12 protein-coding genes are annotated in these 12,483 nt (G+C 60.4%); 4 read left to right on the forward strand and 8 right to left on the reverse strand.

The window, feature by feature from the left end; all coding sequences use genetic code 11:
- Positions 1-256 precede the first annotated feature (256 nt).
- Complete coding sequence (locus BLW70_RS08570) at positions 257-991, forward strand: ArsR/SmtB family transcription factor (RefSeq protein WP_074873522.1); 735 nt, start codon at positions 257-259, stop codon at positions 989-991.
- A 127-nt stretch (positions 992-1,118) separates the two neighbouring features.
- Complete coding sequence (locus BLW70_RS08575) at positions 1,119-2,495, forward strand: MFS transporter (protein WP_074873524.1); 1,377 nt, start codon at positions 1,119-1,121, stop codon at positions 2,493-2,495.
- A 37-nt stretch (positions 2,496-2,532) separates the two neighbouring features.
- Here BLW70_RS08575 and BLW70_RS08580 read toward each other — a convergent pair whose 3' ends face one another.
- The 3 genes from BLW70_RS08580 to BLW70_RS08590 form a co-directional block, all read right to left on the reverse strand.
- Positions 2,533-3,486 carry an adenosine deaminase gene (locus tag BLW70_RS08580; RefSeq protein WP_074873526.1) on the reverse strand — a complete coding sequence of 318 codons (954 nt, stop codon included), beginning with the start codon at positions 3,484-3,486 and terminating at the stop codon, positions 2,533-2,535.
- Positions 3,487-3,568: 82 nt separating this feature from the next.
- A complete protein-coding gene (locus BLW70_RS08585; RefSeq protein WP_074873528.1) occupies positions 3,569-4,534 on the reverse strand; it encodes a 2-oxoglutarate and iron-dependent oxygenase domain-containing protein in 966 nt (321 codons plus the stop codon).
- Between the two features lie 135 nt (positions 4,535-4,669).
- Complete coding sequence (locus BLW70_RS08590) at positions 4,670-5,752, reverse strand: BMP family ABC transporter substrate-binding protein (RefSeq protein ID WP_074873530.1); 1,083 nt, start codon at positions 5,750-5,752, stop codon at positions 4,670-4,672.
- Between the two features lie 287 nt (positions 5,753-6,039).
- Here BLW70_RS08590 and BLW70_RS08595 point away from each other — a divergent pair, with 287 nt between their 5' ends.
- The gene (locus tag BLW70_RS08595; RefSeq protein WP_074873532.1) at positions 6,040-7,128 is read left to right on the forward strand and encodes a calcium:cation antiporter; all 1,089 of its coding nucleotides are present in this window, start codon (positions 6,040-6,042) and stop codon (positions 7,126-7,128) included.
- Positions 7,129-7,178: 50 nt separating this feature from the next.
- Here the strand turns inward: BLW70_RS08595 and BLW70_RS08600 are convergent, their stop codons facing one another.
- From BLW70_RS08600 to BLW70_RS08610, 3 genes are all read right to left on the reverse strand, one after another.
- Positions 7,179-8,537 (reverse strand): 8-oxoguanine deaminase, encoded by a 1,359-nt coding sequence (locus tag BLW70_RS08600; RefSeq protein WP_074873534.1) that lies wholly within the window; start codon positions 8,535-8,537, stop codon positions 7,179-7,181.
- Between the two features lie 255 nt (positions 8,538-8,792).
- On the reverse strand, positions 8,793-9,479 hold the full coding sequence (locus BLW70_RS08605) for an SDR family oxidoreductase (RefSeq protein WP_074873536.1): 687 nt from the start codon (positions 9,477-9,479) through the stop codon (positions 8,793-8,795).
- A gap of 25 nt (positions 9,480-9,504) precedes the next feature.
- Positions 9,505-9,855: a MerR family transcriptional regulator gene (locus tag BLW70_RS08610; RefSeq protein ID WP_074880472.1), complete on the reverse strand. Its 351-nt coding sequence runs from the start codon at positions 9,853-9,855 to the stop codon at positions 9,505-9,507.
- Between the two features lie 82 nt (positions 9,856-9,937).
- Here BLW70_RS08610 and BLW70_RS08615 point away from each other — a divergent pair, with 82 nt between their 5' ends.
- Positions 9,938-10,384, forward strand: coding sequence for a hypothetical protein (locus tag BLW70_RS08615; RefSeq protein WP_074873538.1), 447 nt, complete (start codon positions 9,938-9,940; stop codon positions 10,382-10,384).
- Positions 10,385-10,444: 60 nt separating this feature from the next.
- Here the strand turns inward: BLW70_RS08615 and BLW70_RS08620 are convergent, their stop codons facing one another.
- Positions 10,445-11,371, reverse strand: a complete 927-nt coding sequence (locus tag BLW70_RS08620; protein ID WP_074873540.1) for an ABC transporter permease — start codon at positions 11,369-11,371, stop codon at positions 10,445-10,447.
- The gene (locus BLW70_RS08625; protein ID WP_074873542.1) at positions 11,371-12,477 is read right to left on the reverse strand and encodes an ABC transporter permease; all 1,107 of its coding nucleotides are present in this window, start codon (positions 12,475-12,477) and stop codon (positions 11,371-11,373) included. The genes BLW70_RS08620 and BLW70_RS08625 overlap by 1 nt, the downstream gene beginning before the upstream one ends.
- Positions 12,478-12,483 lie beyond the last annotated feature (6 nt).

Here is a 12,483-nt window from a genome sequence, read left to right on the forward strand (position 1 = left end):
CAGGAACCGGCGGTCAACCCGCATATACTAGCGCTCGCCTCATGTACGCACCGTCGATCTCGCAATGGCGAGTCACGTCCGAGTCAGCCAGGCCCCGTGGTCAATCGCCGCGGCTTTGCGAAACCTGCGAGCAATGGCCTCTGCGATTGATCGGCTTTGCCCGGTTTATGGCGGTTTCCTCGGCTTGGCCGACGACACATTACTGGTCAAGATGTCTCTGAGCAGTAGACGAAACGATTCAACAGGGAGTGAATACATGGAACATGCACCTTGCATCAGCCAGATCGCCACATTGCTGGCTGACCCAAAGCGCAGCGCAATGATGTGGGCCTTGATGGACGGCTCGGCGCGGCAAACCGAGGAGCTGGCCTTGTTGGCTGGCCTGTCACCGTCTTCGGCCAGTGCGCATCTGGGGCGCTTGTCCGCTGGAGGTCTGTTGAAAGTCGAATTCCGCGGCCGCAAGCGGTTCTTCCGCCTTGCCGCGCCTGAAGTGGGGGCTGCAATAGAAGCTCTGGCCAGCGCCACCCTGGCCAGCAAGCCTCGGGAAATCCCGGATGTTTTCAAACGCACCTCACCGATCGCCAAACCTCAGGCAGCGCCTTCGTCACTCTTGCGCGCCAGGCTTTGCGACGACCATTTGGGCGGCACCCTTGCCGCCGATCTTTACCAGCGTCTGCTGGATGCAGGCTGGATCGAACAGTTCGATCAGCGGGTCATGATCACTCACAAAGGCGCCACGCAATTGGCGACGCGCGGTGTGTTCATCCAGGCGCTGGCTCATCGCAACAGCCGGGTCGCCTGCGCTTGTCCGGACTGGAGCGAAAGACGCCCGCACATGGGCGGATCACTGGGGGCTGCGTTGCTGCAATTGTTCATGCAGTCAGGCTGGCTGAGCCTGCCCAACGATTCGCGAGCCTTGCAGATCACCGCCGCGGGGCAGCGTGAAATCCATCGGTTCGCCAAGGAAACCGAGCTGGAAATGGCCTTGTAGACGCATCGAGATCGACGCCCGAAGCTGCGGGCGTCGCTCAGAGCTGCGAACAGGTCGCATCCAGCAGTAACCCCCAGCAGCTATCGCGCACACTCGTCCGGGGACTTTCGGATTGAGGGGGTGTGGCATGGAAACACAAGGCTTTAGCGCAGCAGAACGACTGGAACGGCTGCCCATCAGCGGTTATCACCGGATCATTTTCATCATCATTGCCTTGGCGTTTTTCTTCGACTCCATGGACCTGGCGATGATGACCTTCCTGCTCGGCTCGATCAAAACCGAGTTTGGCCTGAGCACGGCACAGGCCGGGTTGCTGGCCAGTTCGAGCTTTTTCGGCATGGTCGTGGGGGCGTCACTGTCCGGCATGCTGGCCGACCGTTTCGGGCGCAAACCGGTGTTTCAGTGGAGCATCGTGCTGTGGGGGATCGCCAGCTACCTGTGCTCCACGGCGCAGAACGTCGAGACGCTGACGTTGTTCCGAATCCTGCTGGGGATCGGCATGGGCATGGAGTTTCCCATCGCTCAGTCGATGCTCTCGGAGCTGATTCCTGCCAAACGACGTGGGCGCTACATCGCGTTGATGGACGGTTTCTGGCCGCTGGGCTTCGTCGCCGCCGGCGTACTGTCGTACTTCCTGCTGCCGATAATTGGCTGGCGGGACATCTTCCTGGTGTTGGCGGTGCCGGCGGTGTTTGTCCTGGCGATTCGCTTTTTCATTCCCGAATCACCGCGCTGGCTGGAACAGGCCGGGCATCATGACGTGGCGGACAAGGTTTTGCTGCGCATCGAAGATCGGGTCCGGGCCTCGCTGGGGTGTTCGCAGCTGCCTGAGCCAATCCGCCTGCCGAGAGCAGCGAGTACGCCGGGCCATTTCTTTTCCGCGTTGCGGCAGATCTGGTCGCCGCTGTACCGCCAGCGCACGATGATGATCTGGAGCGTCTGGTTCTTCGCTTTGCTGGGGTTCTATGGCCTGACGTCCTGGCTCAGTGCCTTGCTGCAGCAATCAGGTTTTGCCGTGACCCAGTCGGTGTATTACACGGTGCTGATTTCCCTTGGCGGGATTCCCGGTTTCCTGATGGCCGCCTGGCTGGTGGAGCGTTGGGGACGTAAACCGGTGTGCGTGGTGACGTTACTCGGCGGCGGGGTGATGGCGTTTCTGTATGGTCAGAGCGCGGTGTTTGGCGGCAACGTCAGCCTGTTGATCACCTCCGGGCTACTGATGCAGTTTTTCCTGTTCGGCATGTGGGCGGTGCTTTACACCTACACACCGGAGTTGTACCCGACATCGGCGCGGGCCACAGGCTCGGGGTTTGCGTCGGCAATTGGCCGCGTGGGTTCGTTGCTCGGACCAATGGTGACCGGGCTGGTGTTCCCGATGACCGGGCAGGGCGGGGTGTTTGCGCTGGGGGCGATGTGTTTTGCGATTGCGGCAGGGGTGGTGTGGGTGTTCGGGATGGAGACCCGGGGCAAGACACTGGAAGAATTAAGCGAGGCGGTTGCTTGATGATCGTTCCCACGCGGAGCGTGGGAACGATCAGTTACTACGGTTTCACTAACCGTGCATCCAGACTGTTTTGGGCCAGGCGCTTGGCCTGATCCTGGGTCATGCCCAGATCGGTATACAGCGCGTGGAAGTTCTCGGTGACATAACCGCCGAAGTACGCCGGGTCGTCCGAGTTCACGGTCACTTTCACGCCACGCTCCAGCATGTCGAGAATGTTGTGCTGTGACATGTGATCGAACACGCAGAGCTTGGTGTTCGACAACGGGCACACGGTCAACGGGATTTGCTCATCGATGATCCGCTGCATCAACCGCTCGTCTTCGATGGCTCGCACGCCATGGTCGATGCGCTGGATTTTCAGCAGGTCGAGGGCTTCCCAGATGTACTCCGGCGGGCCTTCTTCACCCGCGTGGGCGACGGTCAGGAAGCCTTCGTGGCGGGCCCGATCAAACACGCGCTGGAACTTGCTTGGCGGATGACCCATCTCCGAACTGTCCAGGCCGACGGCGACAAACGCATCACGGAACGGCAGCGCCTGGTCGAGGGTTTTCTCGGCTTCTTCTTCGCTCAAATGACGCAGGAAACTCAGGATCAAACCGCTGGTGATGCCCAGTTGCTGTTCGCCATCCTTCAACGCGGCGGCGATGCCATTGAGCACCACTTCGAACGGTACGCCACGGTCAGTGTGGGTCTGTGGGTCGAAGAACGGTTCGGTGTGAATCACGTTCTGCGCCTTGCAGCGCAACAGGTAAGCCCAGGTCAGGTCGTAGAAATCCTGAGACGTGCGCAACACGTCGGCGCCCTGGTAATACAGGTCGAGAAACTCTTGCAGGTTGTTGAAGGCATAGGCCTTGCGCAGGGTTTCGACGTCGCTCCACGGCAGGGCGATCTTGTTGCGTTCGGCCAGGGCGAACAGCAACTCAGGCTCCAGCGAACCCTCAAGGTGCAGGTGCAGTTCTGCCTTGGGCAGGGCGTTCAGCCAGTCGTACATAGTCTTTTCTCATCAGGTGCAGATGGCGAGCATTCTACAGATGCTCGTGGAAACAATTAGCAAAACCTGACCAGCCGGTTCATCACAGCGCTTCCTGTTGCCGTCGATAGGCGTAGGTATCGGCGAAGCGCGAGAGCAGGAATTCGGCGCAGGTGGTGGCCGGATACTTTGTCGGGTGCCGTTCATCCTGACAGCCGGGCAGGCATTCGATGACCGTGTCGGGGTGCGGTTCGGCAAAAAATGGCATCGAGTAACGGTCCAAGCCCAGGGGGCTGATCACCCGGTGCGGCGTCGACCGGTAACGGTCGTTGCTCCAGCGCGCCATCATGTCGCCGAGGTTGACCACGAACGTGCCGTCGATCGGCGGTGCATCGATCCACTCGCCGTTAACGTTTCGCACTTGCAGGCCGCCGGCGGCATCCTGATACAGCAGGGTGATACAACCGTAATCGGTGTGGGCGCCGGCGCCTTGTTGCGCTTCGGAGCTGGCGGTGTGGCGCGGTGGGTAATGAATCATCCGCAACACGCTGACCGGTTCAACGAAGCGGCTGTCGAAAAAATCGCGCTCGATACCCAGTGCCACAGTCATGGCCCGTAACAGGGTTTGTGCCAAGGCTTGCATGTCGACGTAGTGCTGCTCCATCAACGACTCCCAGCCGGGCATCGACGGATGACGGTTGGGGCCGCGCAGCGGTTTTTCCGCCAGCACGTCTGGGTGATCGACCGGCAAGTGCAGGCCCATGTCGAAGGTTTCTTTCAGGTCGCTGGGTTTGCTCGGGTCGAGTTGTTCGGTGGCGATGGCGCCGTAACCGCGGTGGTGACGGGTTTGGGTGATGTCGATCCTGAGTTTTTCGGCGGCGGGCAGGGCGAAGAAACGTTGGGCGCTGTCGAGTACGGCGTTAATGCGCGCGGCGCTGATCGGATGACCCTTGATGTAGAAGAAGCCCCACTCGCGGCAGGCATGGTCGATTTGCGTGGCGATTGATTGCCAGGCGGATGGGTCATCGCTGTAGAGCGGGGCGATGTCGATGATCGGGAGCGGGTTCATTTTGCAGTCTCTATATCGATCGTTCCCACGCTCCGCGTGGGAATGCAGCCCGGGACGCTCCGCGTCCCAAAAACGGACGCAGAGCGTCCATTGAGGCATTCCCACGCAGAGCGTGGGAACGATCATGGAGGTAGGTTACTTCGGTATCTCGGCCTTCATGCCTTCAACGTAGTAGTTCATCGATGCCAGCTCCGCATTGCTCGCCGCAGCGCCTGCCGCAATCTTCTCGACGCCGGCCTGATCCTTGATCGGTCCGGTGAACGGGTGGAAAGCACCGCTCTTGATATCGGCAATGATCTGCTCCGCCTCGGCTTTCACCGGCGCCGGCACCAGATCGCTCATCGGTAACTCAACCGTGCCTTCCTTCAACCCACCCCAGTAATCCTGCGATTTCCACAGGTGATCGAGCACGCTTTGGGTCGCCTGAATGTAGTGCGGCGCCCAGTCGTTGACGATGGACGTCAGCACCGCTTTCGGCCCGAAGTGCGCCATGTCCGACGCGTAGCCCACGGCATACACGCCGCGTCGTTCGGCCGCCTGGATCGGCGCCGGGCTGTCGGTGTGCTGGAACACCACGTCCACGCCCTGATCGATCAACGCATTGGCGGCATCGGCCTCTTTGCCCGGATCGAACCAGGAGTTGACCCACACCACTTTGATCTCGGTGCCCGGGTTGTACTTGTTCAGAGCCAGTTGAATGGCGTTGATGTCGCGGATCACTTCCGGGATCGGGAAGGACGCGACGTAACCGATCTTCTTGGTCCTGGTCATTTTCGCCGCGAGGAAGCCGCCGACGTAGCGACCTTCATACGTGCGCGCCAGGTAGGTGCCGAGGTTCTTGTCCTGTTTGTAGCCGGTGGCGTGTTCGAAGGTCACCTTGGGAAATTGCTTGGCGACTTTCAGGGTCGGGTTCATGTAGCCGAAGGACGTGGTGAAGACCAGGTCGTACTTGTCCTTGGCCATGTTGCGGATCACCCGTTCGGCGTCGGCACCTTCGGCGACGTTCTCCACGTAGTTGGTGGTGATTTGATCGCCGAATTTTTCCGCCAGCGCCTTGCGCCCCTGTTCATGCTGATACGTCCAGCCGTGATCGCCAATCGGACCGATGTAGACGAAGCCGACTTTCAGCGGGTCGGCGGCACTGGCGGTCAGGCTGGCGCTCAGACCGATGGCCGCGACGACGGCGCCAAGCAGCTTCTTCAACGGACGTTTGTGCATGAATTCGAACTCCATGTTGTTGTGAGGTTGGCAAGGCCAATGCAAGTTGCTGACCAACAAGACAACAAATGCCGAAACCGCGTAACGGCCTTCGCCGCTCCCACAGGAGAGCGCATTCCAATGTGGGAGCGAGCCTGCTCGCGATGAGGCCCTTGAGGCCGATAAAAGTGCATGGCCTGACACGGCTGCCATCCACTGGTGCGCTAAGGTGTAACGAAACGTTAGCGCCGCCCCACAGTCAGTAGCTCATCACCCTGGTTTCGCTTCACACGGCAAAAAGGCCCGCAATGCTCACACTCCTCAAGCAAGAAAAATTTCTGCTGCTGGCCGTGATCGCCGCCACCGTCGCCTACCCGCTGGAGCACTGGATGCTACACAGCGGCCAACCCATTGCGCTGACCGCCGGCCTGGTGCTGATTGCCTTCATCGTCGTTGCCTCCATGCGCGTTGCTCATCACGCCGAACTGCTTGCGGAAAAAGTCGGTGACCCTTACGGCACGATGATCCTGACCCTGGCCGCCGTGCTGGTGGAAGTGGTGATCCTGGCGATCATGATGAGCAACGAGGCTTCGCCGACCCTGGTACGCGACACGATTTATTCGGCGGTGATGCTCGACATCAACGGCATCCTCGGCCTCGCTGCGTTGATGGGTGGGCTCAAGCACGGCGAACAGTCCTACAATGACGACTCGGCGCGCAGTTACAGCGTGATGATCCTCACCGCCATGGGCGTTTCCATGGTGGTGCCGGAGTTCATCCCCGAGGCTCGCTGGAAACTCTATTCGGCGTTCACCATTGGTGCGATGGTCGTGCTCTACACCTTGTTCCTGCGCATGCAGGTCGGGCCGCACAGTTATTTCTTCAGCTACAGCTACCCGGAAAAACGTCGCAAGAAAGTCTCGGAGGAACAACCTGAACCGGTCAATCTGGGGCTGAGTATCGGGACATTGGTGTTCGGCGTGGTGGTGATCGGCGCATTGGCCGAGGTAATGTCCAAGACCCTCGATCTGGGCCTCGAAGGGACGGGCGCACCGCCGGTGATCACGGCAATCCTGGTGGCGGCAATCTCGGCGGCGCCGGAAATCCTGACCGCGTTGCGGGCGGCACTGGCCAACCGCATGCAGTCGGTGGTCAACATCGCCATGGGCGCATCGCTGTCGACAGTCATCCTGACAGTGCCGGTGATGGAAGCGATGGCGCTCTACACCGGCCAGCCGTTCCAGATGGCGATGACCCCGGTGCAGACCGTGATGATCTTCCTCACCCTGATCGTCAGCGCGATCAACCTCAATGATGGCGAAACCAACGCCATCGAAGGCATGACCCACTTTGTGCTGTTTGCGACGTTCATCATGTTGTCGCTGCTGGGCCTGTAGTTGATGGGTGATCGTTCCCACGCAGAGCGTGGGAACGATCAGGTGGTGGATTAGGTACCGGCGATGAGTTGCCGAGCCGCCTGGCTGTGATCGGCAATCAAGCCTTTCAAATCCAGCCCTTCAACCTGCCCATCAATCACCCGCCATTTGCCGCCGACCATCACCCGATCCGCCCGGTCAGCGCCGCACAGCAGCAATGCCGACACCGGATCATGACTGCCGGAGAACCGCAGCTCATCAAGCTTGAACAGCGCCAGGTCCGCTTGCTTGCCCACTGCCAGTTCTCCGATATCAGTACGCCCGAGCAAACTCGCCGAACCCTTGGTCGCCCAACCCAAAACCAGTTCCGGGGTGATCTTCTCGGCGCCATAACGCAGCCGCTGAATGTACAGCGCCTGACGGGTTTCCAGCATCATGTTCGACGCATCGTTGGACGCCGAGCCGTCCACGCCCAAGCCCAGCAATGCACCCGCAGCCGTTAGGTCCAGCGTCGGGCAGATGCCGGATGCCAGGCGCATGTTCGAACTCGGGCAATGGCAAATGCCGGTGCCGGCAGCGCCGAGGCGAGCGATTTCGTCCGGGTTGAAGTGAATGCCGTGAGCCAGCCAGGTGCGCGGGCCGAGCCAGCCGACGCTGTCGAGGTAATCCACGGTGCGCAGGCCGAAGCGCTGCAGGCAGAAATCTTCTTCGTCGAGGGTTTCGGCCAGATGAGTGTGCAGGCGCACGTCGAGTTTGTTCGCCAGTTCGGCGCTGGCGGACATGATTTGCGGGGTCACCGAAAACGGCGAGCAGGGCGCGAGGGCGATCTGGATTTGCGCACCGTCGCCACGCTCGTGGTATTCGGCGATCAAGCGTTGGCTGTCGGCGAGGATCACTTCGCCTTCCTGCACGGTTTGCTGCGGCGGCAAGCCGCCGTCCTTTTCGCCGAGGCTCATGGAACCGCGCGTCAACATGGCGCGCATGCCCAGTTCGCGAACGCTTTCGACCTGTACATCGATCGCATTTTCCAGGCCTTGCGGAAACAGGTAATGGTGATCGGCCGCGGTGGTGCAGCCGGACAGCAGCAACTCGGCCAACGCAACTTTGCTGGCGAGGGCGAGTTTTTCAGGGGTGAGGCGGGCCCAGACCGGATAGAGGGTTTTCAGCCACGGGAACAACGGCTGATTGACCACCGGCGCCCAGGCGCGGGTCAGGGTTTGATAGAAGTGGTGATGGGTGTTGATCAGCCCCGGCAGGATCACATGCTCGCGGGCATCGAAGACTTGTCCACAGGGCGCGGAAGGTTGCTGGCCGGCGGCGAGCACTTCGACGATCAAACCGTCTTGCAGCACCAGGCCGCCACGGGCATCGAGGCCATTGGCAGTGAAGATCGCGAGGGGGGTTTTTAACCAGGTACGGGTCGCAGGCATGTTGGCCGGCTCCTCTGAAAGTGGGGTTCAGGTTAGCCAGCTCAGTGATTACCCTGTCTGCTGATCCAGGGTCGCCGCGGGGACGAGGTGCGGAGTTTCGAACAAAACCGCTTTGTCGGCAAGCCCGGCCCGACAGAACAACTCAAATCCCTGTGGGAGCGAGCTTGCTCGCGATTGCAGACTGACATTCAACATCAATGTTGACTGACACGGCCTCATCGCGAGCAAGCTCGCTCCCACAGGGGGGCAGTGGTGTTACCAGGGAATGGTTTCACCCCGGTAATTCACAAAATGATGCCCGCCCTTGCCGGCATACGCGTTCACTTGATCGACCAACCCACGCGTACTGGTGTCCACATCGATGTCGGCGCCTTCACCGCCCATGTCGGTCTTCACCCAACCCGGATGCAGCGACAACACGGTGAGTTTCTGCTCGCCCAACTGAGTGACGAAGCTGTTGGTCATCGAGTTCAGCGCTGCTTTGCTCGCTTTGTACAACGCCAGCTCCGGCGCATCCGGCATGGTCACGCTGCCCAGCACCGAACTCATGAACGCCAGCACGCCGCTGTCCGGGCGAATCTGCCCGACAAAGCGTTGAGCCAGATTGATCGGCGCCACCGCATTGGTGAAGAACAGTTGCCCGACTTCGGCCAGGGTCGCGCCGCCCGGCGTTTGAACGTCCGGGCCTTTGACCCCGGCATTCACGAACAACAGGTCGAACACTTCGCCCTTGAGCTGCTGGCTCAGAGCGATGACCGCTTGCTGATCGTCCATGTCGAGTTTTTCGATCCGCACCTTGCCCAAGGCTTGCAAGGCTTCGGCATTCTGCGGGTTGCGCACGGTGGCGGTGACCTGCCAGCCGTCGGCCAGCAGGGTTTTTACCAGACCGAGGCCCAGGCCTCGGGAGGCGCCGATGATGAGTGCGGTTTTTGCCGTAGACATAAGTGGCTTCCTTGATAAATGAGGATCACGGATTCAATGGACAACGTTGACCGAGCCGTTGCTGCAACTCCTGACGCAGCGCGCCGAGTTCGTCGATTCGGGTTTCGATCAGTTTGAGTTTGTCTTGCAGCAATTGCGTAATGGCGCTGTCCGGATCGGGCGACTGCCCTATCGCGGCGACGCTGTTGCCGATTTCGCCGAGGGTAAAGCCCAATCGCTGAGCGGTCTTGATGTACTGCACCAGTTGCACCATGTCCACCGGATAGTCGCGATAACCGTTGGCGCTGCGTTGTGCCGCAATCAATCCGCGTTGCTCGTAGAAACGCAGCGTGTCGCGGCTGACGGCGCTGGCCTGGGCTAATTCACCGATGCGCATCATGACTTCTCGAGAGGGCTTGACCTTGGAGCATACTCCAGGCTTTAGCCTTGTTGCTCCCTGATTTTTTGGAGCAAAACGGATGTGGACTTCAACGCAATATCGCCGGTTGGTGAAGGGTAGTGCCTGGTATGACTTGATCGTGACGGCAGCGTTTGTCACACCGTGGAGTTTTGTGGCGTTGCATGGCGTTTTGTTGAGTGTGAGCCAAGCGCTCAATTTGTCCGGCGAGTTGCCGCCGTTTGAGCCAATGCACATGCTGATGGCCAATCTGTTGGGGTCGATTGTCTGCGTGTGGGCGGTGCTGCGGATTCGTGATCCGCAGCAGGTGTATGGGCGGTATGACGCGGTGGGCAGGTTTCTGTTTTCGGCTTGGCTGCTCTATGCCTTGCTCCATGGCGCCAGTTCGCTTTTGGTGATTTTTCTGGTCTTTGAATTGGCGTGGGGCGTAGCTCAGGTGTTGCCAGTGCGGACGTCATCGCGAGCAGGCTCATTCCCACAGGGGATCCGTGTCGACCCGCAATCCTGAGTTAAACCCGTACTACTGTGGGAGTGAGCCTGCTCGCGATGAGGCCAGTGCAGACAACCGCTAATGCCCGGCCTGCCACGGTTTCCCCAACGACACCGGCGCATACAACCGCGTACGCAGCGCATCTCGCGACAGCAGCACCAACACCACAATGGTCGCGACATACGGCAGCATCGCCAACAGACTCGACGGAATCGCCAGCCCCAACCCCTGCGCCACCAGATGCAGGATGCTGGCGAGCCCGAACAGATACGCCCCCAGCAGCAATCGCCATACCCGCCAACTGGCAAACACCACCAGTGCCAGGGCGATCCAGCCACGCCCGGCGCTCATGTTCTCCGCCCACATCGGCGTGTAGGCCAACGACAAATAAGCCCCGGCCAACCCAGCCATCGCCCCGCCAAACAGCACCGCCAGCGTGCGCACGCCCAACACCGGCAAACCCATCGCGCTGGCTGCATCCGGGTTTTCGCCGACCGCCTGAATGATCAGCCCGACGCGACTTTTCACCATCACCCAGGCCACCAGCGCAAACAGCGCGAACGACACATACACCAACAGATCCTGCGCAAACAGCATCCGTCCGATCAGCGGGATGTCACTCAAAAAAGGAATCGCCACCGGCTCAAAACCTGCCAGCGGTTTACCGACCCACGCCGCGCCGACAAAGGTCGACAGGCCCACGCCGAAGATCGTCAGCGCCAACCCGGTGGCCACCTGATTGGCGTTGAACACCAGCGCCACCAACGCAAACAACGACGACAACAGCATCCCGGCAAGCATCGCCAGCAACACGCCGAGCCACAGGTTGCCGCTGTTCAAGGCGACGATAAAACCGATCACCGCCCCAAACAGCATCATCCCTTCCTGGCCGAGGTTCAGAACGCCGCTCTTCTCGCAGATCAGCTCACCGAGTGCCACCAACAGTAGCGGCGTACCGCAGCGGACCATGGCGTAGAAAATATTGCTCAGCAGATCGATATCCATCACAGCGCTCCTGCGTGTACGGCGGTGGCTGGTGCACGACGGGTCCAGCGCAGGTTCAAGCGCGGTCGGTAGAGAATCAGCACGTCACTGGCCAGCAGGAAAAACAGCATCATGCCCTGGAACAATTGGGTGATTGCTTGTGGCAGATTCATGCTCATCTGCGCGCTCTCGCCGCCGAGGTACAGCAACGCCATCAGCAGGCTGGAAAACAGAATGCCGATGGGATTGAGTCGTCCGAGAAACGCCACGGTGATCGCGGCATAGCCGTAACCGGGCGAGACTTGCGGTACCAATTGGCCGATCGGCCCGGTGACCTCGCACACCCCGGCCAGCCCCGCCAATCCTCCGCTGATCAACAGCGCCAGCCAGATCAGCCGTTTCTCGCGAAAGCCGACGAACCCCGCTGCGCGCTTGTCCAGCCCGAGGACTTTGATCTGGAAACCGATAAAGCTTTTCTGCAGCAACACCCACACAGCGACCAACGCGAGCAAGGCGAAATACACGCCGACGTGAACCCGACCATCCTCCATCAGCAGCGGCAAACGGCTGGCATCGCCGAACATTGCGGACTCGGGAAAGTTGAACCCGGCCGGATCCTTCAACGGTCCATGCACACAAAACAACAGCAGGTTCAGGGCGATGTAATTGAGCATGATGCTGGTGAGGATTTCATTGGCATTGAAACGCGTGCGCAACCACGCTGTCAGTCCGGCCCATGCGGCACCGGCCAGGGTGCCGACGAGCAGGATCAGCACCAGCGCCCAGCGGCTTTGCATGCCGATGATATTCACCGCCAGCGCACTGCCGGCCAGCGCGCCAAGCAGCAACTGACCTTCGGCGCCGATGTTCCAGATCCGCGCCTGGTACGCCACCGCCAGCCCCAACGCGCAGAGCAAAATCGGCAGCGCTTTGACCAGCAGTTCGGAAACGCCATACAGGTCGCTGATCGGCGCGATCAGCAAGGTGTGCAGCGTCAGCAATGGATCATGCCCCAGCGCGATAAACAGCAGCGAGCCACAGCCCAACGTCAGGACAGCCGCCAGCAATGGCGAGCACCACAGCATCAGGCGCGATTGCTGGCCACGGGGTTCGAGAGAAAGCAGCATGTGAAA

Origin of the sequence: Pseudomonas frederiksbergensis (assembly GCF_900105495.1) — a bacterium.
GTDB classification, from domain to species: domain Bacteria; phylum Pseudomonadota; class Gammaproteobacteria; order Pseudomonadales; family Pseudomonadaceae; genus Aquipseudomonas; species Aquipseudomonas frederiksbergensis.